A 22,075-nucleotide genomic window follows, 5' to 3' on the forward strand; every position below is an offset into this window, starting at 1 on the left:
TCCGCCGACACGTTTACACGGGCCGGTTCGGAACTCCGGCGTGTGTCCCCCTCCGACGCCCCTTCCACAGACGACGATTCCGAGGCCGTCCGCGCCCGCGACGACGCCGACACCGATTCCGCCTCCTCTTCCGACGCGCCCCACTCCGACGACCGCTCTTCGCTCTCGCGCCGCCAACTGCTCGGCCTCGTCGGCGGCGCGGGCGCGGTCGGCGGTATCGGCTGGTTCAGGCCGACGTGGCTCCCCGACCCGATTACGGACTGGCTGACGACGGTGTACCCCGACCTGCCGAGCAACTACGTCTGGCGGCCGCCGGTGAGCGACGAGCACGCCGACGCGGCGGTGCGGCGACTCGAAGAGACCGTCGAGCAGGCGAAGCAACTCCGCTCGCGCATCGACCTCGATTCGGTGGACGAGGAGATGCGGTTTCACCTTCGCGGGTCGCCGGCGGGCGGTCACCTCGAATCTGCGAAGGACTTGGGAAGCGCCCGAGACCGACTCCGGTCTGCGACTTCCGGGCTTCAGTACGCCGGTGAGACGGTCGGCTACGCGACCGTCGCGCTCGGAGACGACGACCCCGAGTTCCTCGTCGAGCGCGGCCGCGAACTGGAACAGGAGATTGACGACTTCGCCGCGTCAGTCTCCGAGTACCGCGTTTCCGCCCCCGGCCGCGACCTCGCGTATCTCTACTCAATCGAGCGACTCCTCTCGTTCGCGCGCATCGAGATAAGCTGGGACGATTTAGACGACGGCGGCGAGTCGATAGACTACTCGGCACACGACTTCGCCGGCGAGTGGGGCTCGCAGTTGCAGGCACAACAGCGCCTCCGGACCGCCCGCCATCATCGCGAGCAGTACCGAGCGAATCTCGGAGACGACGCGACCCCGTACCGAGACCGACTCGCTGACGCCATCGACACGTTCTGGACTCGAATCGACGAGTACCCGCGTCGGAGCGAGATTCGGACCACAATCGAAGAAGAACGCGACCTGGACCAATCTACGCCCTACGGGGCCGCCCGGTGGGAGTTGTTCACGCTCTGCTTCGACAACGACGCCAGATACGCCGGCGACTACGAACGCGGACTGACCGCGAAGCAGTACGTCGACACCGCTCGCACACTGCTCGCGCGGCGTGCCCACGACTTCGCGCTCGACGCCCTCGACGTGGAACCCGGCGACACCGACTACGACTCCGGCCGGTCGTTCCGAGCGAAACGCCGAGCAATGCGCGAGTTCCGGCGCGTCCGCAACGAGTACGACTCACCCATCGCGGGCGTCGTCGCCAGCGAGGCGGCGAGCATTATCCGCGCCGGCGACGTGAGTCTCGAAATGGGTGACGGTCCCGCGTGGAAAGAGCGCGTCGAATCGGCGGTGTACTATCTCGTCGGTGCCGGGATGATGCGCGAACTCGGGAACGTGGTCGAACCAGTCGTCAACCGCGACGCGACCTGACCGACCCCGTTACGACACGTCCTCGATGGCGTCTACCAGCATCGTCGCGCCGAGGTCGATTTCGCGGGCGGTCACGTCGAGCGGCGGGAGGATTCGAAGCACTTTGTAGCCGCACGAGAGAGTGAGGAGGCCGCGCTTGAGGGCGGCTTCCTGCACGGCGTCGCGGCGTGCGTTGGTGTCGAACTCGACGGCGAGAAGCAGGCCCTTGCCGCGCACGTCGACGACGGTTTCGGGTGCGTCGTCGCGCATCCGCTCGATGAACTGTCGGCCGCGGGCGACGGCGTTGTCGAGCAGGTCGTACTCTTCGATTGCTTCGAGGGTGAACACGCCCTGCATCGAGGAGACGATGTCGCCCGCGCCCCACGTCGAGGAGAGTCGCGAGGTCTCGTCGGGGAATAGCTCGTCGTTCGAAATCGTCGCGCCGACGCGGAGGCCCTTCGCGCCGGTGATGATGTCGGGCTCCAGCGGGTAGTGGTCAGAGCCCCACATCTCGCCGGTGCGGCCGACGCCGGTCTGAATCTCGTCGGCGATGAGCGTCAGGTCGTAGTCGTCGACGACGGCGGCGAGTTCCTCGGCGAAGGCGTCGGAGGGGAAGCGGTAGCCGCCCTCTCCCTGTATCGGTTCGACGATGACGTAGGCGACCTCGTCGGCGTCGATGTGACCTTTCTTCGGGTGAAGCTTCTGCCGGAGTTTGGAGACGGCACTGTCGGCGTCGGGGAAGAAGCCGCAGGAACACGTCTCGGGCGAGCAGGTCCGGTCGTCGCAGAACGGCACGTCGAGGACGCCCGAAATCTCGGGGAACGTGCGGCGGTAGACCGACTTGGAGCGGTTGAGCGAGAGCGCGCCGAGGGTGCGGCCGTGGAACGCGCCCTCGAAGGTGATGCCGTACTTCGCGCCGTCGGCGTGGTCGTAGGCGATTTTGATGGCGTTCTCGACGGCCTCGGCCCCGGAGTTCGACAGGAACACCGTGTCCATGCCGTAGTGGCTCGTGAGGTCGGTCAGTCTGTCCATGAGCGCGGCGGGGCCGGGGAGTCGCTCCTCGCCGGGCGCGGAGCCGTCGCTGACGTAGAAGTCCTGACCCGCGATTTTCGTCGGGTCGACGAGGTCGAACTCGGCCATGCGGTCCATGAGCTTCGGGTTGTTGTAGCCGAGCGGCGCGGCCGCGACGTGGCTCGTGAAATCGAGGAGGACGTTGCCGTCGACGTCGGTGCAGAAGGGGCCTTCCGACTCCGCGGTGATGTCCCAGACGAAGTCGTAGACGTACGTGCTCGGCGCGGCGTGTTCGTGGTGGTACGCGACCCACTCGCGCGCTTTCTCGCCGGGCATCGAATCGACGCGTGGCACCGCCGTCTCTCGGTCCATGCGACTCGGTACGGCGACACATATGTTAAGATGTTCGTTATTATTGATGCAATATCGGCCGCCCCTCGGTCGAGTCGGTCGGTTTCGCCGCGCGAACTGACGGCTTCGGCGGCCGGTCGTGACGGCGTTCCGTCGTGACCTGTCGCTCCCGCGATAGGCTTTTGATGCCTCCGCGTCCGTGGTTGGGTATGGCTCTCCCTGACATCCAGCGCTCCCGCGCGATGTGGTGGTCGCTCGCGTTGGTCCTCGCGGGTGCGCTCACCTACGTCGTCTACTCTTTTATCGGGACGTTCGTCTTCGGGCTCTTCATCTACTACGCCACGCGGCCCATCTACCGGCGGATTCGTCGCCGGGTGAAACCCCCGAGTCTGGCGGCCGCCGTGGCGCTTTTCGCCCTCGCACTTCCCGTGCTCGGCCTCGTCGTCTACGCCGCGACCATCGCGCTCCGCGAGTTCCTGCGGTACGCCGACCGCCTTTCGACCGACGAGGTGCCTATCGACCTCGAAGCCTACGGCATCGACCCGACGCTGTTGGAAGGAATCGCCAGCCCGCAGGCGCTGTTGGAGTACGACTTCCGGTCGGTGCTGACGCCCGAGGCGCTCGGCTCGGTGTTCGACTCGCTGAGCGTCGCCGCCAACACGTTCGCTTTCCTCGGCGTCGGTGCGATTCACCTGTTCGTCATGATTGCGTTCGCGTTCTACCTCCTCCGCGACGGCCACCGCCTGCGACGGTGGGGCCAGTCGATGTTCGCCGACGACCACGGTATCCTCGAAGCCTACATGCGCGGCGTGGACCGCGACTTCAACAGCATCTTCTTCGGTAACATCCTCAACGCCATCCTCACGGGCACCATCGGCGTCATCGCGTACTCGCTTTTGAACGTCCTCGCGCCGACGGGCGTCCGCATCCCCGCGCCGGCGCTCATCGGGCTGCTCGCGGGCGTGGCGAGCCTCATCCCCGTCGTCGGCATGAAGCTCGTCTACGTCCCCATCGCGGGCTACATGGGACTCGAAGCGGCGATTGCGAACCCGCCCGGACTCTGGTTCGTCCTGCTTTTCGCCGCCGTCTCGTTCGTCATCGTGGACACGATTCCGGACCTCGTGCTCCGGCCGTACGTCTCCGGCCGGAGCCTCCACGTCGGAGCCGTGATGCTCGCGTACACGTTCGGCCCGCTGCTTTTCGGCTGGTACGGCATCTTCCTCATGCCGATGATACTCGTGTTGTTCGTGAACTTCGTCCGACTCGTCCTGCCGGAGCTACTGGCCGGAAAGCCGATTCGACCGTACATGGTCGACCCGGGACACCTGGTCGACGGCCCGCCGGTCGAGGAGCTAACCGCTGACGAGGCGGACGACACGCAGCGAGAGCCAGCCGAAACCGAACGGTCGTCGGAGGGCGAGTCGGACGTTCCGGAGACGTTTACCGACCGGGACGAGACGAGGTCAGGCCGAGACTCGCGGTCGCCGTCCGACGCCGGCGTCGACGGGTAGCCCGGGTCGTTCGCTCACGCCTCGAAGTCTTCGGGGACGTACTCCGCTTCCCACTCGTCGCGGGCCTTAATCTCGCGGCGACCGCGGCGGGTAAGCGTGTAGTAGTTGGTTCGGCGGTCGCGCTGGCCCTTGTCGACCAACCCCTTCTCGACGAGCGTGTCGAGGTTGGGATAGAGCCGCCCGTGGTGAATCTCCTTTTCGTAGTAGGCTTCGAGTTCTTCTTTGATGGCGAGTCCGTGCGGCTCTTCGAGACCAGCGATGACGTACAGCAGGTCTCGCTGGAATCCTGTCAGGTCGTACATCGGTAAATTCGACTCGTATGTTACTGTCTAATTCAGATAAGCATATCGGCCTCGACCGACGATTCACCCTCGAAACCGCGCCAGTCTCCGAAATCTTCTGGACGCGATTATGTTATTCATCTTACTAATATCCCGGAGTGTCCGTTTCGAGGACTGGATATGTCCACAGCTGGACGACTCTCGTGATTTGCGCGACAATATTGTTGATTGTTATCAATGAACATGATATGGCTGTTCGGAACGAAAACCCCGCCGGTCGAGGGAATCCTCGACAGTTCCGGGGAGACGGTCGGCCGACTCGGAATCAGGAACTCGGACGGCGAGTGAGACGGACCTACCGGTCTCAGGTCGTAGTTTCGCGCAGAAGGAAAGCAAGCCGTGCCGGAAATCTCCGGCACGGCATGCCGCCCTGAATTGGTCCCCGCTGACGCTTCGGCCCTCCAAAGCGAAGCGTCACTTACGGCTACTGTTCGGTTTCACTTAAAGATAACGACGCATGCCAAGCGTTGACAACGATGCTAACTGTCCACCTGAGTGGTACGTACGCGCCGAATTCCGGAGTTCGTCGATTTCGTTCCGTTCGAAGAGTTATGTTTGGTTAGTCACATATGCTCTTCTTCCAACACCCAGCCGAGCGCCCGCTTGTAGTGCGTCATGAGCTTTCTGACTCCTTCGTGCCGCATCTCCTCGGAGTCGAGTTCGTCCTTCAGGAACTCGTACTGCTCTCGAACTTCGGATTCGCTTCGCATACGCAGACGGTGGGCAGCCGGACGTATGTAGCCCGGCGGTCTCTCGGGTGGCGACCCCGCGGTCGTGCGACCCGTCCCGCTTCGGGTCGACCAGCCTCGCGTCGGGTCGCCGTGCTTTTGCGCCGTCGGAGCCAACCCGGTCGCATGGAGATACGCGGCGAGCGCGAGTGCAAGGAGTGCGACCACCGATGGTCGTACTACGAGACGGGAAGCGTATCGTGCCCGCAGTGCGGGAGCCTCCGGAGCGTCGGCGTCGGCGGCAGGGAGCGCCACACCGCCACGCAGACCGACCTCGACCTCTCGGCGCACCGCTCCGCCGTCGGCGACGGGTCGATTCGAGACGCCGCGCCGGCGTTGAAATCCGACCTCCGCGACTACGTCCGGCAGACGGGCTACATCCGCGGGGGCGAACTGCTCCCCCTCGGAGACACCCCGCTCGCGGCCCACGAACTCCTCCACGCGGTCGACGTGGTCGCCCGGTCGAACCGACCCACGGACGACGAACAGCTTTACGTCATCAGCCTGCTCCAACGCGCCGACGAGGGCGAACGCCTCGCGCCGGACGCCGTGCCCGACTCGATGACCGACGCCCGCGGTCTCGCCTACGCCGAGGCCATCGACGCCTACTGTCGCGACCTCTCGACGTGGCTCGACGACAACCCGAACCCCGAGGTCAGGACGACGCTCGAAACCCTCTCGAACCACCGCAAACGCGTCGAGGCGCTCGACGGAGCCGTCTCGCTGTCGGAGTCCGAGGCGCTCGTCGAGGCCGCCCGCGAGCTTCACACCGCCCTCGTCGACGACGACCTCGACGCGCTCGCGTCGGCCCGAGACACGCTCGCGGCGCTGTTCTGAGGCCGCCGACCACCGCGTTCACCGAACGTTTTTGCCCCGCGGCGACCCTTCGCAGACGATGACTGGCGGATTCGACGTCCACGAGGTGCGCCACCGGGTGAAACTGCTTCGCGACGACGGCGACACGATGCTCGTCGAGAACCGCGACGGCGTGGCCTGTCCGGCCTGCGGCGACGACTTCTCGCAACTGCTCATTTCCGACCGCGAGGCCCACAGCTTCGACGTGGACGCCGGCACCCGGTTCTGCGTCCGGCGGGACGGCGACAGACTGCTCGTGGCGACCCACGAGTGAGAAAAATCGGTTGGGCGGGCGTCAGCGCCCAACCGGGAGCCGAATCAGCCTGCGGGCGCGGGCTCGCGTTCCGCTCCGAACTCAGGGGAGGTCGACGTCGACGCCCTCGGCCTCGGCGGCGGCCTTTACGGTGTTCCAGAGGAGCATCGCGCGGGTCATCGGGCCGACGCCGCCGGGGACCGGCGTGATGGCGCTGGCTTTCTCCTTCGCGGAGTCGAACTCCACGTCGCCGACGAGCTCGTAGCCCTTCTCGTTGTCCGCGTCGACGCGGTTGACGCCCACGTCGATGACGACGACGCCCTCGGAGAGCATGTCGCCGGTGACGAGTTCGGGGACGCCCGCGGCCGCGACGACGATGTCGGCCTCGCGGGTCTTCGCGGCGAGGTCGTCCGTGCGCGAGTGGCAGACCGTGACCGTGGCGTTGCCGCCCTCGGCCTTCTGGATGAGCAGGTTCGCCATCGGCTTGCCGACGATGTCCGAGCGGCCGACGACGACCACGTCCGCGCCCTCGGTCTCCACGTCGGCAGCGGCGAGGAGCTTCTGGACGCCGTGGGGCGTACAGGGCTTGAAGCGGGCGTCTCCGGCGACGAGACGGCCCACGTTTTCGGGATGGAAGCCGTCGACGTCCTTGGCGGGGTCGATGCGGCGGAGGACCGTCCGGTCGTCGACGTGGTCGGGGACGGGCATCTGGACGAGAATGCCGTGGACCTCGTCGTCGTCGTTGAGGTCGTCGACGAGCGAGTACAGCTCGTCGGCGGGCGTCTCGGGGTCGAGTTCGTAGTCGAACGCCTCGATGCCGACCTCCTCGCAGTCGCGCTGTTTCATCGAGACGTACGTCTCGCTGGCGGCGTCGTCGCTCATCAGCACGGTGGCGAGCCCCGGCTTCACGCCGGCCTCGTCGAGCGCGTCGATGGCGTCGGCCAGCCCGTCGCGAATCTCCTCGGCGACGGCGTTGCCGTCGATGATGGTCGTCATTGTCTCAGACAGCGCGCTCCGGGCATTTCAAAGATTCGAATTTGTGCGTATTATTGGAGACGAGCGAAGCAAAATATACACGTCTATGGTTATGTTCGGTCACCCGAACAGCAGATTCACGGCGGCCACCGCGACGCCCGCCAGCGCCATCCGCAGGCCGGCGACGTACCACCGCTGTTCCGATATCGACCCCATGTACGCGCCGAACGCAAAGAGGATGCCCGTTCCGAGGCCGACCGAGGCGAGCGTTGCCCAGGTCATCGTCAGTAGCGTGCCGACCGCGAGAAACGGGAGCAGCGGGACGACGATGCCGACGAGCGGGCCGAGTCCGCTTGCGGCCGCGTTGATTCCTCGCGCCGCGACCTGGTCGCGTTCGACCGCGGTCCCGCCGAGGTCGGTCAGCATGGCGTCTTCGATGCGCCCGAGTTCGGCCCGCTTCTCGGCGCGTTCTATCTCCCAGACGCTCCAGACGCCGGAGGTCGTCAGCCCCACCGCCGCGCCGACGCCGATTTCCACGACCGTCACCCCGTCCGTGACGCCGGTGAGGTACGCGCCGATGACGAGGCCGATGCAGGTCAGCGCGCCGTCGAAGCCGTTCGAGACGAAGTACCGCCGGGAGATGGCGCGGACGCGGTCGTCGCGCAGGAGCGCGCCGAGCCGACCGAACATCACGACGGCGACGGGTCCTGCGGCTGGTTTCGGTACTCCACCAGCGTCTCGCCCGCGACCACCTCGTCGACCGAGTGGACCGTCCCGCCGAGGTCGCGGACGCGGCGCTCGACCTCGTCGGCGTCGACGGCCTCGCCCTCCACGACGAGCCTGAGGTTCTGCACCTCGCGGTCGGTTTCGAGGAGCGTCGCGTTCACGCCGGCCACGCCGGCCGCGTCCGCGACCTCGCGGGCGACCGCCACCGTCGAGGGGCTGTGCGGTTTCAACACGTCGAGAACGAGCCGACGAATCGGAGCCATATCGAGTGGCGATACGGCGGCGCGGGTAATAGTGTTACTCGGGAGAGGGGTTTGAAAAACCGAACGCGCCGGACCGCGGCGGTCGCCCGCGGGCGTCGCTTACTCGTACAGCGGGTTGGCGTCGCAGAGTTCCTGCACGCGCTCGGAGACTTCCGCGAGCACATCGTCGTCCTCGGGGGCGTCGACGACCTTCACGATGAGTTCGCCGACCTCGCGAATCTCGTCTTCACCGAAGCCGCGAGTGGTGAGCGCGGGCGTGCCGGCGCGGATGCCGCTGGGGTTGAACGCCGAGCGCGTCTCGCCGGGGACGGTGTTCGCGTTCAGCACGATGCCCGTCGATTCGAGCGCCTCCTCGGCGGTGCCGCCGGTGAGGTCGGGGTGCGAGTCGCGGAGGTCGACGAGCACGAGGTGCGTGTCGGTGCCGCCGGAGACGACGCTGAGGCCGTGGTCTTCGAACGTCTCGGAGAGGGCCTTCGCGTTGTCGACGACCTGCTGGGCGTACTCCTCGAAGTCGGGTTCGAGCGCCTCTTTGAAGCCGACCGCCTTGCCGGCGATGTTGTGCATGAGGGGACCGCCCTGGCCGCCGGGGAAGACGGCGCTGTCGATGTCGGAGGCGTACTCCTCGTCGCACATGATGATGCCGCCGCGACCGGCGCGGATGGTCTTGTGGGTCGAGCCGGTGACGAAGTCGGCGACGCCGACCGGCGAGGGGTGGACGCCGGCCGCGACGAGGCCCGTGATGTGGGCGATGTCGGCGAGGTGGAGCGCGTCAACGTCGTCGGCGACCTCCTGAATCGTCTCCCACTCGACGGCGCGCGGGTACGCGGAGTAGCCGGAGACGATGATGTCCGGCTCGAACGACGCGGCCTTCTCCGCGAGCTGGTCGTAGTCGATGTAGCCCGTCTCGGCGTCGACTTCGTACTGTTCGACGTCGTAGAGTTTGCCCGTGAAGTTCGCGGGGTGGCCGTGGCTCAGGTGGCCGCCGTGGGTCAGGTCCAAGGAGAGAATCTTGTCGCCGGGGTCGAGCATGGCGAGGTAGACGCCCATGTTGGCCTGCGTGCCGGAGTGCGGTTGCACGTTGACGTGCTCTGCGCCCCAGAGTTCCTTCGCGCGCTCGACGGCGAGGGTCTCCACGTCGTCGGCGTACTCACAGCCAGCGTAGTAGCGCTTGCCGGGATAGCCCTCGGCGTACTTGTTCGTCAGCGCGCTCCCTTGTGCTTCGAGGACCGCTTCGCTGACGTGGTTCTCCGAGGCGATCATCGCGAGCGTGTCGCGCTGGCGTTCGACCTCGCCGTCGAGGGCGTCTGCCACGGCGGGGTCGACGTCGCGGACGTGGCTGTAGTCCATACGTAGTATCCGGTCCAATTACGGCATAAATGTGTCCCATTTGGCTACGCCTGCCGGTGTTGTGTTGCACACCCGTGTATATTCTGTGGCGTGCTACCGTGAACAGATACACGAACGCGCGAGACCCGCCTCTGTCGTCGTGTCTCCGGGCCGAACAGACGACTCGGGTCAGACGCCGCGGGCGACGACGATGCTCCGACCGAGTCCCCCGGTTCGAAACCGATTTTCCCACTCCTCGATAGACGTAAAATTTCTGAAACTAGCAGCTCAATTCGCTCGATACAGCGTTGGTACAACTCGATTTCGAATACGTTCTGCCGGTCGTCTTGCGTTAATATTAAATATATTACCGGCGATATTCAAGCTATGGCTATTCGTTCTAATCTACTCGCTGAGGGGGTAGAAGACATCATCCAGTCCGTCCTCTCCTCGTCGGAAGACGAGGTGTTGGTCGCGAACCCGACCGCCGAGGTCATCGAGGGGCTCGTCGCCGTGGCGACAGACATCGACGGCGACCTCCCGGAGATTCGGCTCGTCGCCGACGAGGGCGTCCTGAAGGACGTGCTCGACGACTTCATCGTCGCCTCGAACGCCGCGAACCTCGTCGCCGACGGCGCGCTCTCGATGCGAACCGCCGCCGACGAAGTCGAGAACACGCTGTTCGTCACGCCGAACTCGGTCGTCGCGCTCGTCGCCGCCGGGGACAAGGTCGCCGGTCTCGTCACCGACGACGAGGCGTTCGTCGAGACGGCGTTCGAAGCCCATCAGGCCCACTGGGAGGACGCCCCCGAGTTCAAGCTCCGGACGCCGCCGCTCGCGCGCGTTCGCGAGACGCTCGGTGAGGACATCAGCGAAGAGACGCTCGCCGACTTCGACGCCGTGCTCGGCTCGCTGTCGTCGGCCCGCGGCGACGGCGACGGCCTCGACGAGGTGACCATTTCGCTGCTCGTCGCCGCCCGCAACGAGGTCCTCCTCTACGACATCTCGAAGTGGGGCGAGGACGTGGGCATCGCCAGCAAGGCGACGTTCTCCCGGACGAAGACGAAGCTCGAAGAGCTCGGCCTCATCGACACCGAGAAAGTTCCTATCGACGTCGGCCGCCCGCGACTCCGCCTGAAGCTCGGCGCGGACGAACTCGTCGCCGCCGGCGCGGACGAACTGGCCGACGAGGCCCAGAAACTGCTCGACGCGTAGCCGACCGCGACCCCCTCGCTTTTTCCCTCCGTCTCTCCTCGTCGCGCGCATGAACATCGGACTCGTCGGGAGCGGTCCCGCCGCCGAGTCGATTCGCGCGGCGTGCGCCGACATCGACGCGACGGTCGCGGAGACGACCCCCGACTCGCTCGGTTCGTTCGACCTCGGCTTCGTCGTCGCCGCGGCCGGAAGCGACGCCTTCGACGCGGCCGACGAATCCGCTTCGCGCTGGCTCGCGGTCGAAATCGGCGGCGTCGGCGGACACGCCGTCCCCAACCTCGACGCGGCCGTCTCGGCGTTCGACTCCGAAAGCGCCGACTTCGCTGACCTCCGGGCGCGCGTCGCGTCTACCACGGAGTCTGAGGGTCGCCCCGGTGGCGACCGCGCGGCCGTTCGACTCGCCGGCGCGGTGGCCGGGCGACGTGGCATCGCGCTCCTCTCGGGTGACGGCGTGGCCGGAACCGTCGTCGAAATCCCCGGTCCCGAGCGGTCGTTTCTCCCGACTCCGTCGCCGACGGAGCGGGACCGAACCCTCGACCGCGACTTCCGCGCCGTCGAGTTAGACGACGCGCTCGCGAGGGCCGAGTCAGCGGTGGACGACCGCGTCGGCATCGTCAGGCAGGTCGGGGAGCGCGAGTCGTTCCCGCTTCCGTACTACGTTGCGCAGACGGCGGACACGACGGTGTACGCCGACGCTCGGGCGGCCGAACTCGCCGGCGGCGCGGCCGCCGGCTGGGACGAGGCCTACATGAAGGCGCTCGGCGAGGCACTCGAACGCTACTCGGCGGGCGTCTACCGCGCGAGCGAGTTCGCCGTCGCGCCCGCGGCGTCCCGGCCGGCCGCGGTGCCGCCGAGTCGCTTCGTCAGACCCGACTCGTTCCGCGACCCTGATCCCGACGAACCGATTCGATGGGTCGAAGGCGAGGACCTCGCGACCGGGGCGACCGTCTCGCTCCCGGCGGAGTTCGTCCACTACCCGCCGCCGTCGGAGCGACACAAGCCGTCGATTACGACCGGTCTCGGCCTCGGTAACTCCGGAACCGAGGCGATTCTCTCGGGGCTCTACGAGGTCGTCGAGCGCGACGCGACGATGCTCGCGTGGTACTCGACGTTCGACCCGCTCGGGCTGGACGTGACGGACGGGACGTTCGAGACGCTGGCGGCCCGCGCCCGCTCTGAGTCCCTAGAGGTGACTGCGCTCCTCGTGACGCAGGACGTGGACGTGCCGGTCGTGGCGGTGGCGGTCCACCGCGACGGCGAGTGGCCGAAGTTCGCCATGGGCTCCGGCGCGGCCCTCGACGCGAACCGCGCCGCTCGGTCGGCGCTGGCGGAGGCGCTTCAGAACTGGACCGAACTGCGCGGCATGGGGCCGGAGCAGGCAGCGACGCAGGGCGGCGCGATTGCGACCTACGCCGACTTCCCGAAGCCGGCACGGACGTTCGTCTCGCCGGACGCGACCATCCCCGCGGACTCGGTCGGTCCCGACGAACTCCCCGAAGGCGCGGCCGAACTCGACACGGTCGTCTCGGCGGTCACAGACGCCGGTCTCGACGCCTACGCGGCGCGGACCACCCCGCTCGACGTGGCGCGACTCGGCTTCGAGGCGGTCCGCGTGGTCGTGCCGGCGGCGCAACCGCTGTTTATCGGTGAGCCGTACTTCGCTGACCGCGCCGAGTCGGTGCCGCGAGATCTCGGCTTCGAACCGCGACTGGACCGCGAGTTCCACCCGTTCCCGTAGCCGGCGAGTCGCGCGTCTCGTGGGGTTCGTGGCTGACAGTCGGCACTGGTGGGGTCACGTGGGAGGCGACTGAATCGTCTCCGCGCGGCGGTGTGCCGAACACCCGCGAGCCGCCGCGCGGCCTGCGTCACAGCATACAGCGGTGCTGGTCGCGGCTCGGTACTTGAAGCTTCGTCGGGAGGGGGACGAGGGGTCGGAGCGCGGGAACGAGCGGCCGGAACAGAGGAGACGGCGGGTCGATTAGACGCCGAACGTCGCGCGGAGCATGTCGCGGCTCCCCGGCCCGAGCCCGACAGCGAGGACGGCGATGAGAAGCAAGATTGCGTAGCGCGGGCTATCCTCGAATATCTGCTCGTCGAACACCCAGACGACGGCCGTCGCGGCCACGAGCTTGACGAGCAGGAACGGCCACGCGTCGCCCGTGACGGCCAGCACCGACTCGGGGAGCGTGGAGGAGGTGAAGTCGACGACCGCCTGGTTCACCGGGTGCTTCGGGACGAGGTTGTTCCCCGCGCCGAGGTCGGTCATCCAGTCGAGGCCGATGACGTTCGCCACGCCGTCGATGGCGTGGCCCCAGATGACTACGAGGCCGATGTATCCCGTCCCCTCATTGACTTCGGGGGCGAAGCGCTCGACGAGCCACCACGTCGCCGCGGCGGTGAGCGTCGCGCCGACGAGGATGACGATGAGCACCTGCGGATAGAACGTCGCGCCCTGCGCGCCGGTGAGGCCGGCCCACAGGAGGTAGCCGAGCGTGACCGCGAGCACGGCGAGGCCGGCTCCGAACAGCGGCTTCACGTAGTCGTCGACGAGGCCCTGTCGCTCGGCGAGGACGCTCCCGACGACGGCGACGAGGGTGATTGCGAAGACGGTCACGTAGATGACCGGACTGATGACGAGCGTGTTCAGCGGGTAGGTGATGAGGGCGTCGGCGACGCCGGGGGCGTCGTTGGCGTCCTCGACCACGCGGAACGCGCCGCCGAACAGCATGAACGGAAAGAGCGCGTAGAAGAACCGCGGGCGCTCGCCGATGTCGAGGCGGCGGAGGAGGAACACGACGCCCGAGAGGGCGATGACGAGCGTGACCATGTAGCCGATCTCGGAGACGAGCGTGTAGCCGGGGTACGCGACGGGTTCGGCCGCGGCGGCGCACGCCGACGCCGTGTCGAGGTACTGGGTGACGCCGCCCGCGCGAACCGCGCAGACGGCCGAGTTCGCGTCGGCTTGGACGGGTCCCCAGAAGTAGTGCCAGATGAAGCCGTCGTAGACGACGCGAGGGAACGCGAGCGACCCGCCGACGAGGGCGACGAGGATGGCCGCGACGCCGAGCCCCCAGAGGCGCTCGGAGTCGAGACCCATTCGCTCTGCTACCGTTGCCATAGCCGATACCCCGACGGCGGGCCTGTTGAGGGTTCCGGTCTCTCGCACTCCCGGCGCACGCCTCGGCGGGGTGAGTCAGTTCCCGTCGCTGCGAGTCGGCCCCGCGGTGGGGTTCAGTCCTCGTCGTCCGGCTCGCGAATCGGCAACACCGGGTCGTCGTACTCGGTCCCGAGGATGACCATCGTCTGGGACCGCGAGAAGCCGTCGAGTTCGGCGATGTGGTCGAACATGAGCTCGCGCAGGGCGTCGGTGTCCTCGGCGTACACCCGGAGCATCACGTCCCACTCGCCGGTGGTGAGGTTAATCTCTTGGACGCCGTCGATGTCGCGGAGCTGCTGGAGCGCCTCCTTCTCGCGGCCCTGTTTCACCCGGAAGCCGACCAGCGCGGAGGTGCCCAGTCCGACCTGCCGCGGGTCGACGTGGGCGTGGTAGCCCTCGATGACGCCGGCGTCTTCCATCCGACCGACCCGGTCGTGAACCGTCGCGCTCGACATGTCGATTCTGCGGGCGATTTCGCTGAACGGGGTCCGCGCGTCCTCCATCAGAATCCGGAGAATCGCCCGGTCCGTCGCGTCGAGGTCCATGCTATCCTTTCTGATGGGGGGTAACTTCGCACTTGCGGATGGCAATCCGCCCGCGTCGGCGGCGACGTTCGACGGCCTCGGCTCGCCGGAATCGGCCGCCCGCTTCGCGCCGGTGCTACCGCCCGTCGATTTCGCGGGCCGCCTCCAGCACCGCGTCGTGGACGCGGCCGTTCGAGGCGACGAGACCCTCCGAGTCGTGTCGCCACTCGTTGCCGTCGAGGTCTGTGACCGTCCCTCCAGCCATCCGAATGAGGTGTACGCCGGCGACCGAGTCCCACGGATTCGCCCGCTTGTTCGTGATGACGCCGTCGAGCGAGCCGTCGGCAACGTACGAGAGCACGACCTGCATGCTCCCGTAGCGACGGAGGTCGCCGAAGCGCGTGACGATGGCGCGGGCCGCGGCGGCGTACTCGTCGCGGTCGTTGTAGTCCCACCAGAACGTCGGACAGACGGTACACGTCTCGGGGTCGTCGCGCTGGCTCACCGAGATTTCCTCGCCGTTTCGGGAGGCCGTCTCGTCGTCGGCCGCGTAGCAGTCGTCGAGCGCGGGCAGGTAGTTGGCCGCCGCGACGGGATCGCCGTCGCGGACGGCGGCGACCGCGGTCGCCCAGACCGGCACGTTGCGGACGAAGTTGTTCGTGCCGTCGATGGGGTCGACGACCCACGCCGGGCCCGACTCGGGAACCGATTTGCGTTCGTCTTCCTCCTCGCCGACGATGGGTTCGTCGGGGAACGCGCCGCGGATTCGCTCGACGACGCGGCGCTGGGCGTCCTTGTCGGCCTGCGTGACCACGTCCGTCTTCCCGCCTTTCGTCTCGACGGCGATGCCGGTTCTGAAGGCGCGCCGCGCGACTGCGCCGCCGTCGCGGGCCGCGCGCTGTGCCCGGTCCGCCCGGGCGTCGAGTTCGTTCATGGGCGTGACAGGACCGGCAGGTGCCTATATCCACCGACCCGGAGGCGACGCGGCCCGGTGGCTTATGTCGATGGGCGGTTTAGCTCGTGGCGTGTCAGACGCTATCGACCTCCCGGCGCGGGTCCGCGAGTCGCTCGCGGACTCGTTCGACGACGCCAGAGCGGCGGTCAGAGCCGGTGACGCCGAAACCGCGCTGGACCACGTCGAGGAAGCGTCTCGGGTGCTCGGCCACAAGGTGCCGCCGAGCCCGCTCAAGGAGAAACTGAAACACGGCGTGGCGGCCGTCGAGCGGACCGCGGCCGACGAACCGCTCGTCGCCTCGGAGTATCTCCGGCTGATGAGTCAGTTGGTGCAGCCGTAATCAGGGCGGAACGTCGCTCCCGTAACGCCGACCCGACGCGTCGCGTCGTCGTTGTCGTAAACTGCGCCGCCGCGCGGGACGGCTCGCCCGCTCGAAGGGCGAACAACGGAAAAGCCAGAATCCGCAATTAGAACCCGGACGGAAGACGTTTTCCACAGCCCTCACGACCGTATTCGGCTTGCGCCGACTTCCCGAACTCCGATTCCTCGTGGTCCGGTACTTGGTCTTCCCGCCGCTCGCTCGCAGAGCGGTTACGGGGCTGTTTCGGTTCCTCTTCGGCACTTTGACCTCGTCTTCCTGTTACGAAAGACTCGGTGTTCGTGTCGATTCCATTCCTCCGCACCTTGCGATGCGTACCATCGTCGACGCCTTTCACGTCGCCCGACGGATTCGGTTTGGTCGTCCGGTGCGCCCTTGCGCTTCCGGCAACACTATCGTAGGTTCGATAACATAATGAATGTTTCTGACATTTTCTGAATAGTCAGGGAACGCCGATAGTCAGACCGTCCGATAGGTCAGTTGAAGCCGCCGTCGAATGTCGACATCGGTCGGGCCTCTCCCGGCCATTTTCACCGGAAACGTGGTCTGTTCATGATGAATTGTTCGGGATGTCTCTGGAGACGCGTGGCGTCCCTGTCGCGACGGCGTGGCCGAGCAACTCACCGGAGTAGAAAAGACGGCGTCGGCGGTCGCCCGGCCGGGTTTATATGGAACGGCGACCCACCTCGGCGTTCGTGCGCTCGCCCGTGGAGAGTGGGCCGCGACTCCACGGCGGCCGCTTACACGCCCGGATTCGAATCCCGCGGGACGCACCCACCGCTCATCGCGTCGTGTTTCGACAGAAGTGCGAGGGGAGGGATTTGAACCCACGGACCCCTACGGGAGCGGATCTTGAGTCCGCCGCTTTTTCCTGACTTAGCTACCCTCGCGCGTACTCAAGTACGACAGGGGGACCGCTAAAACGTTGCGAAACGTCAGACGAGGCCGCCGAACTGCTCGACGACGAGTCCGTGGTGTCGCCACCGATGGAGTTACCGGCCTTCCGGTCGCCTTGACTCACATGGACGAACACACCCGCGACCCGAGCGTCGCCCCGCCGCTCGGCAATCCGACGGGGTGGGACGACGACCTGCGGATGTGGGAGCACGCGACGCTCCGGCGGGCGGTCGAACACGGCGTCCGCCTGTTCAACACCGGTGACTTCCACGAGAGCCACGACTGCTTCGAAGACGAGTGGTACAACTACGGCGCGGGGACCGCCGAAAGCGCCTTCCTCCACGGAATGGTGCAGGTCGCCGCCGGCGCGTACAAACACTTCGACTTCGAGAACGACGCCGGGATGCGGTCGCTGTTCGAGACGGCGCTGGAGTATCTCAGCGGCGTCCCGAGCGACTTCTACGGCGTCGACGTGGACGACGTGCGCGCGACCCTCCGGGCGGCGCTGGACGACCCGACGGCGCTCCACGGCTGGCAGATAGCCCTTGACGGACACCGCGCGACCGCCTACCCCGCCGACTACGACTACGTCGAGGGGCTCGACCACTAATCGCGTCAGACCGGGGGTACCGCAGTTCCGAGGCGACCGTCTCGGCTGACACGTCCGCGAAAGCGGCGCGAACCGGGAGAATCTAAAGGTCCATTAGCGTCCAGTTCTAGGAACCGGCAATGCGAATCTACGAACTCGGTGACGGCACGCCGGAAGTCTCCGTCGTCGGGTCCATCCACGGCGACGAGCCCTGTGGTGCTCGTGCCATCGAGCGATTCGTCGCGGAGGACCCCGACGTCGAACGGCCGGTGAAGCTCATCGTCGCCAACGAAGAGGCGCTGGCGGCCGACGAGCGCTACCTCGACGATGACCTCAACCGGTCGTTCCCCGGCGACCCCAACGCCGAGAGCCACGAACGACGCCTCGCCCACGACCTCGGCCGCGAGGTCCGCGGCACCACGGCCTTCTCGATTCACTCCACCCAGTCGTACGCCGAGCCGTTCGCCATCGTGGACGCCGTCGACGCCATCTCCCGGTCGATTCTCCCTCGCCTCCCGGTCGACGTGGCCGTCGAGACGAACCACTTCGCGGAGGGCCGCCTCATCGAGCACGCCCACACCATCGAGGTCGAAGCCGGCCTCCAGAAGTCCGACGAGGCCGCCGACAACGCCTACTGGCTCATCCGGGCGTTCCTCACCGCGACCAACGTCCTCCCCGCGCCCGCGGTTGCGAGCGACGGGGGACGCGAGGGCGGCGCACCCGACGACACCGCGTCGCAGACCGAAGACGACCGCCTGAAACTCGGCATCCCCGAGGAGAACAGCCTCGACGTGTTCCGCCTGCTCGAACGGCTTCCCAAGCCGCCGGCCGACCAGTACGAGGTCCACGCGACCAACTTCGAACCCGTCGTCGCCGGCGAGACGTTCGCCCGCGCCGACGCCGAGCAGTTCGTCGCCGACCGCGATTTCTACCCCATTCTCCTTTCGGCGTACGGCTACGCGGACATCTTCGGCTACGCCGGCGAGAAAGTCGGCACGCTCCCGTAGTCGGTCGGTTCTCTCGTTGCTCCCGCCTGTTCGTCGCCCCTCCCCACGAATCAGCGACCGCGTCGGTGGCGCGAACCGCAAAAAACGCCTACTCGTCGGCGGGTTCGAACTCGACGAGCGTCAGGTTCCGGTCGAGGTGGCAGTGGTCGTGCGGGGGGTCGCCCAGCACGTCGTGGATGCGGTACTCTTGGTCGAACTCCGCCCCCTCGGGGACGCAGTACTCGTGGCTCGGGCACTCGGTGTGCGGGCAGGGACCTTGCAGGCTGGCCTTGCTCCCGGCGTACGCGCCTTTCGAGGGGACGTTCGCCGTGACCGGGGCCGGCTCGACTTCGACGGCGCGGACGCCCTCGTCGTGGACGGCGCAGTCGAGGACCTGCGTGTTCTCGCGCACGTCGAGGACGCGGTAGCGGACGCCCTCGGTGAGGTTGAGACACTGGCGGCGATACGGACAGCCCTCGCAGGCGCTCGATTCACCGTGGTAGACGAACTCGGTGCCGGGGTCGGTCAGGCGGGCACCGACGAGAGTGACGGAGGTCATAGCGGGGATTCTCCTGCGAGGCGGTTAAGGCTCCCGCCCGGTCAGTTCGTCGAGCTTCTTGAAGTACTCCTCGCGGGGGACCTGGTAGGCGCTCCGGTAGTCTATCTCGCCGTCGGAAAACCGCCCGGCGATGTCGGTCGCGCCGTCGACGGCCGCCTCGCGGGAGTCGAACTCCTCGACGACGGCCTCGATTTCGGGTTCGAGATAGAGCACCGCGTGCCACGTCTCGGTTCGTATCTGCGTCGCGCCCGGGCGGTTCGCCCGCGACCCGTTCCACACGAACACGGTCGGCATACACTCGGCGGGAAAGGCGCTCTCGTTGAACACGTCCGGGCGAAACGCGAGGATGCGCCGCCCCTCGGGTTCGTCGTTCCAGAGCGTCCACCCGTCGGGCAGGTCGGTCATGGGCGTGCTAGTCCGCCGCGCGTCCTAAGCCTTCCCGCTTCCGTCGCCACCGCCGCTCGGGCTCGACGAGTCGGTCGAGCCGGTCGCCGCGACGCCGGCTCGACGACTGTGGCTCACCTCTCGAACGTGACCGGGTGTCGACGACATGAATCCCAGCCGACCCGATTAACGGGACCGCCAACGGACTGAATCGCTGATTAAATCGACATACGTTGACCAGTTGGAGGGTCACCCGATGTGGTACGTATCTGGATTGGTCGGCGTTCGAGACAATCAGTTGACTACTTTCACAGAAAGCGTTATATGTTAACGTCTCTCATTGATTGGTAGTCTCGGTCCCCGGGCCGAGCGAGCCGTCGCGCATCGCCTGCAAATTGCCGATTCTGTCGCCCGTCGCCGACCCGTCGTGAGCGCGCAGCGGCGGCGACGCACTTCGATTCACCGCCCGCGGTCTGTCGCCGCGGGTCCGTGGCTCGCGGTGTGTCGTCTGCGACCCGCGAACGCGGGCGCGTCGCCCTCGGTCGTCTCCGGACGGCTGGTCCGACGAGGCTCCACGAACAATGACCGGCGAAATTGAAACACTCGCAGACCTGAGCAAGCACTACAAAGACTCCGTGCCCGCGGACCTCCGCGAGGCAAAGAGTTTCGAGTGGTACTTGGAAGAGGTCTACGCCCACCCAAAGATCGCTCGCAACGCCCACCAGCGCGTGGCGGACATGTTCGACTTCTACGGCACCCGTTACGACGAGGACGCGGGCGTCGTGGAGTACCTCATGGCCTCCGAAGACCCCCTTCACGACGGGGAGAACGTCTTCTACGGCCGCGAAGTGCACGAGTCGATACACGAGTTCGTCAACAAGGTGAAATCGGGTGCCCGCGGCCTCGGCCCCGAAAAACGCATCAAACTCCTCTTGGGCCCCGTCGGCTCCGGGAAGTCGCACTTCGACTGGATTGCCCGCCGCTACTTCGAGGACTACACCATGTCCGACGAGGGGCGGATGTACACCTTCAGGTGGACGAACCTCGGCGATGTCATCCGCGACCAGGACCCCTCCGACGACGTGGTCACGTCGCCGATGAACCAGGACCCGCTCGTGTTGCTCCCGCAGGAACAGCGCGACGTGGTCATCGAGCAGTTGAACGAGAACCTCGACGCGCCGTACACCATCCGGAACGACCAGGCGCTGGACCCCGCCTCGGAGTTCTACATGGACCGACTGCTCGCCCACTACGACGACGACTTAGAGGAGGTCGTCGAGAACCACATCGAAATCGTCCGGCTCGTCGCCTCCGAGAACAAACGCCAGTGCATCGAGACGTTCGAGCCGAAGGACAAGAAGAACCAAGACGAGACCGAACTCACCGGCGACGTCAACTACTCGAAGCTCGCGGTGTACGGCGAGTCCGACCCGCGGGCGTTCGACTACGCCGGCGCGTTCTGCAACGCCAACCGTGGCATCTTCTCCGGCGAGGAACTGCTGAAGCTCCAGCGGGAGTTCCTCTACGACTTCCTGCACGCCTCGCAGGAACAGACCATCAAGCCGAAGAACAACCCCCGAATCGACATCGACCAGGTCATCGTCGGGCGGACGAACATGCCGGAGTACAGAGAGAAGAAAGGCGACGAGAAGATGGAGGCGTTCAACGACCGGACCAAGCGCATCGACTTCCCGTACGTCCTCGAATACGAACAGGAGGCCGAAATCTACCGGAAGATGCTCCGGAACGCCGACGTGCCCGACATCCACGTCGAGCCGCACACGCTGGAGATGTCCGGCCTCTTCGGCGTCCTGACGCGCATCGTCGAACCCGACTCCGACACCATCTCGCTCGTTCAGAAGGCGAAGGCCTACAACGGCGAGTTGGACGACGGCGACGACGTGGACGTGCGCAAACTCCGCGAGGAGGGCGAGAAGAAAGCCGACATCGCAGAGGGGATGGACGGCGTCTCCGCCCGGTTCATCGGTGACGAAATCGCCGAGGCCATCATGGACGCGACCCACCGCGGCCGCGGCTACCTCTCGCCGCTGTCCTCGTTCACCCACCTCGAAGAGAACCTCGAAAACCACGGGTCGATTCCCGAGGAGAACCTCGAACGCTACCACCGCTACCTCGAGATGGTCCGCGAGGAGTACAAAGAGCGCGCCATCGAGGACGTGCGCCACGCCCTCGCCTACGACATCGACGAGATTCGCCGGCAGGGCGAGAAGTACATGGACCACGTCATGGCGTACATCGACGACGCGACGGTCGAAGACGAACTGACGGGTCGCGACCAAGACCCCGACGAGAAGTTCCTCCGCGCCGTCGAAGAGAAGCTCAACATCCCCGAGGACCGCAAGGACGACTTCCGACAGGAGGTCTCCAACTGGGTCTCCCGGCGCGCCCGCGAAGGCACGTCGTTCAACCCGCAGGACAACGACCGCCTCCGCCGCGCCCTCGAACGCAAGCTCTGGGAGGACAAGAAGCACAACATCAACTTCTCGGCGCTCGTGAGCGCGAACGAGCTGGACGACGACGAGCGCAACGCGTGGATCGACGCGCTCGTCGACCAGGGCTACTCGCGCGACGGCGCACGGGAGGTGCTCGAGTTCGCCGGTGCGGAGGTGGCGAAGACCGAACTCGAAGGGTGACC

General features: G+C 66.6%; 22 protein-coding genes and 1 tRNA gene. 10 read left to right on the forward strand and 13 right to left on the reverse strand.

All coding sequences use genetic code 11. The annotated features are described in order from the left end of the window. Positions 1–42: 42 nt before the first annotated feature. Positions 43–1,455, forward strand: a complete 1,413-nt coding sequence (locus ACSR87_RS01565; RefSeq protein WP_498529269.1) for a transcriptional initiation protein Tat — start codon at positions 43–45, stop codon at positions 1,453–1,455. A gap of 9 nt (positions 1,456–1,464) precedes the next feature. On the opposite strand, the gene ACSR87_RS01570 is transcribed toward ACSR87_RS01565, so the two are convergent. Then, positions 1,465–2,817 carry a class-III pyridoxal-phosphate-dependent aminotransferase gene (locus ACSR87_RS01570; protein WP_498529270.1) on the reverse strand — a complete coding sequence of 451 codons (1,353 nt, stop codon included), beginning with the start codon at positions 2,815–2,817 and terminating at the stop codon, positions 1,465–1,467. Between the two features lie 221 nt (positions 2,818–3,038). Here ACSR87_RS01570 and ACSR87_RS01575 point away from each other — a divergent pair, with 221 nt between their 5' ends. Then, positions 3,039–4,307, forward strand: a complete 1,269-nt coding sequence (locus ACSR87_RS01575) for an AI-2E family transporter (protein WP_498531016.1) — start codon at positions 3,039–3,041, stop codon at positions 4,305–4,307. A 14-nt stretch (positions 4,308–4,321) separates the two neighbouring features. Here the strand turns inward: ACSR87_RS01575 and ACSR87_RS01580 are convergent, their stop codons facing one another. Together ACSR87_RS01580 and ACSR87_RS01585 are read right to left on the reverse strand one after the other, a co-directional pair. Beyond that, entirely contained in the window at positions 4,322–4,609 is a 288-nt protein-coding gene (locus ACSR87_RS01580; protein ID WP_004044685.1) for a PadR family transcriptional regulator, read from the reverse strand. A gap of 602 nt (positions 4,610–5,211) precedes the next feature. Then, positions 5,212–5,358 carry a DUF8555 family protein gene (locus ACSR87_RS01585; protein ID WP_004061251.1) on the reverse strand — a complete coding sequence of 49 codons (147 nt, stop codon included), beginning with the start codon at positions 5,356–5,358 and terminating at the stop codon, positions 5,212–5,214. Between the two features lie 144 nt (positions 5,359–5,502). On the opposite strand from ACSR87_RS01585, the gene ACSR87_RS01590 reads away from it, so the two are divergent. After that, positions 5,503–6,213, forward strand: a complete 711-nt coding sequence (locus ACSR87_RS01590) for a DUF7117 family protein (RefSeq protein ID WP_498529271.1) — start codon at positions 5,503–5,505, stop codon at positions 6,211–6,213. 58 nt (positions 6,214–6,271) lie between these two features. Further along, positions 6,272–6,505, forward strand: a complete 234-nt coding sequence (locus tag ACSR87_RS01595) for a DUF7385 family protein (RefSeq protein ID WP_498529272.1) — start codon at positions 6,272–6,274, stop codon at positions 6,503–6,505. An 81-nt stretch (positions 6,506–6,586) separates the two neighbouring features. Here ACSR87_RS01595 and ACSR87_RS01600 read toward each other — a convergent pair whose 3' ends face one another. From ACSR87_RS01600 to glyA, 4 genes are all read right to left on the reverse strand, one after another. Further along, positions 6,587–7,480: a bifunctional methylenetetrahydrofolate dehydrogenase/methenyltetrahydrofolate cyclohydrolase gene (locus tag ACSR87_RS01600; protein WP_498529273.1), complete on the reverse strand. Its 894-nt coding sequence runs from the start codon at positions 7,478–7,480 to the stop codon at positions 6,587–6,589. A gap of 99 nt (positions 7,481–7,579) precedes the next feature. Next, positions 7,580–8,149 carry a VIT1/CCC1 transporter family protein gene (locus tag ACSR87_RS01605; RefSeq protein WP_498529274.1) on the reverse strand — a complete coding sequence of 190 codons (570 nt, stop codon included), beginning with the start codon at positions 8,147–8,149 and terminating at the stop codon, positions 7,580–7,582. Then, positions 8,149–8,448, reverse strand: coding sequence for a DUF211 domain-containing protein (locus tag ACSR87_RS01610; RefSeq protein ID WP_498529275.1), 300 nt, complete (start codon positions 8,446–8,448; stop codon positions 8,149–8,151). The genes ACSR87_RS01605 and ACSR87_RS01610 overlap by 1 nt, the downstream gene beginning before the upstream one ends. Before the next feature lie 99 nt (positions 8,449–8,547). Next, positions 8,548–9,795, reverse strand: coding sequence for a serine hydroxymethyltransferase (gene glyA / locus ACSR87_RS01615; RefSeq protein WP_498529276.1), 1,248 nt, complete (start codon positions 9,793–9,795; stop codon positions 8,548–8,550). Positions 9,796–10,161: 366 nt separating this feature from the next. On the opposite strand from glyA, the gene tbsP reads away from it, so the two are divergent. After that, the gene (gene tbsP / locus ACSR87_RS01620; RefSeq protein WP_004061260.1) at positions 10,162–10,989 is read left to right on the forward strand and encodes a transcriptional regulator TbsP; all 828 of its coding nucleotides are present in this window, start codon (positions 10,162–10,164) and stop codon (positions 10,987–10,989) included. A gap of 49 nt (positions 10,990–11,038) precedes the next feature. Next, positions 11,039–12,727 carry a YcaO-like family protein gene (locus ACSR87_RS01625; protein ID WP_498529277.1) on the forward strand — a complete coding sequence of 563 codons (1,689 nt, stop codon included), beginning with the start codon at positions 11,039–11,041 and terminating at the stop codon, positions 12,725–12,727. A 240-nt stretch (positions 12,728–12,967) separates the two neighbouring features. Here ACSR87_RS01625 and ACSR87_RS01630 read toward each other — a convergent pair whose 3' ends face one another. The 3 genes from ACSR87_RS01630 to ACSR87_RS01640 all read right to left on the reverse strand — a co-directional run bounded on the left by ACSR87_RS01630 (position 12,968) and on the right by ACSR87_RS01640 (position 15,604). Further along, a complete protein-coding gene (locus ACSR87_RS01630) occupies positions 12,968–14,086 on the reverse strand; it encodes a DUF63 family protein (protein WP_498531017.1) in 1,119 nt (372 codons plus the stop codon). A 134-nt stretch (positions 14,087–14,220) separates the two neighbouring features. Continuing rightward, the gene (locus ACSR87_RS01635) at positions 14,221–14,691 is read right to left on the reverse strand and encodes an Lrp/AsnC family transcriptional regulator (protein ID WP_004044674.1); all 471 of its coding nucleotides are present in this window, start codon (positions 14,689–14,691) and stop codon (positions 14,221–14,223) included. A gap of 115 nt (positions 14,692–14,806) precedes the next feature. Further along, entirely contained in the window at positions 14,807–15,604 is a 798-nt protein-coding gene (locus ACSR87_RS01640; RefSeq protein ID WP_498529278.1) for an inositol monophosphatase family protein, read from the reverse strand. 91 nt (positions 15,605–15,695) lie between these two features. On the opposite strand from ACSR87_RS01640, the gene ACSR87_RS01645 reads away from it, so the two are divergent. Further along, the gene (locus ACSR87_RS01645; RefSeq protein ID WP_498529279.1) at positions 15,696–15,965 is read left to right on the forward strand and encodes a DUF8101 family protein; all 270 of its coding nucleotides are present in this window, start codon (positions 15,696–15,698) and stop codon (positions 15,963–15,965) included. Positions 15,966–16,810: 845 nt separating this feature from the next. Here ACSR87_RS01645 and ACSR87_RS01650 read toward each other — a convergent pair. After that, positions 16,811–16,894: transfer RNA gene (locus tag ACSR87_RS01650), tRNA-Leu, on the reverse strand. Positions 16,895–17,025: 131 nt separating this feature from the next. Between ACSR87_RS01650 and ACSR87_RS01655 the strand changes: the two genes are divergently transcribed. After that, positions 17,026–17,511: a DUF309 domain-containing protein gene (locus ACSR87_RS01655; RefSeq protein WP_498529280.1), complete on the forward strand. Its 486-nt coding sequence runs from the start codon at positions 17,026–17,028 to the stop codon at positions 17,509–17,511. Positions 17,512–17,630: 119 nt separating this feature from the next. Beyond that, complete coding sequence (locus ACSR87_RS01660; RefSeq protein ID WP_498529281.1) at positions 17,631–18,497, forward strand: M14 family metallopeptidase; 867 nt, start codon at positions 17,631–17,633, stop codon at positions 18,495–18,497. 88 nt (positions 18,498–18,585) lie between these two features. Here ACSR87_RS01660 and ACSR87_RS01665 read toward each other — a convergent pair whose 3' ends face one another. Together ACSR87_RS01665 and ACSR87_RS01670 are read right to left on the reverse strand one after the other, a co-directional pair. Continuing rightward, positions 18,586–19,035: a UPF0179 family protein gene (locus ACSR87_RS01665; RefSeq protein WP_004061267.1), complete on the reverse strand. Its 450-nt coding sequence runs from the start codon at positions 19,033–19,035 to the stop codon at positions 18,586–18,588. Positions 19,036–19,059: 24 nt separating this feature from the next. Continuing rightward, entirely contained in the window at positions 19,060–19,440 is a 381-nt protein-coding gene (locus ACSR87_RS01670) for a DUF5820 family protein (RefSeq protein ID WP_498529282.1), read from the reverse strand. A 560-nt stretch (positions 19,441–20,000) separates the two neighbouring features. On the opposite strand from ACSR87_RS01670, the gene ACSR87_RS01675 reads away from it, so the two are divergent. Then, entirely contained in the window at positions 20,001–22,073 is a 2,073-nt protein-coding gene (locus ACSR87_RS01675) for a PrkA family serine protein kinase (RefSeq protein WP_498529283.1), read from the forward strand. Positions 22,074–22,075 lie beyond the last annotated feature (2 nt).

The sequence above is a fragment of the Haloferax sp. SDI50 genome (assembly GCF_059802635.1).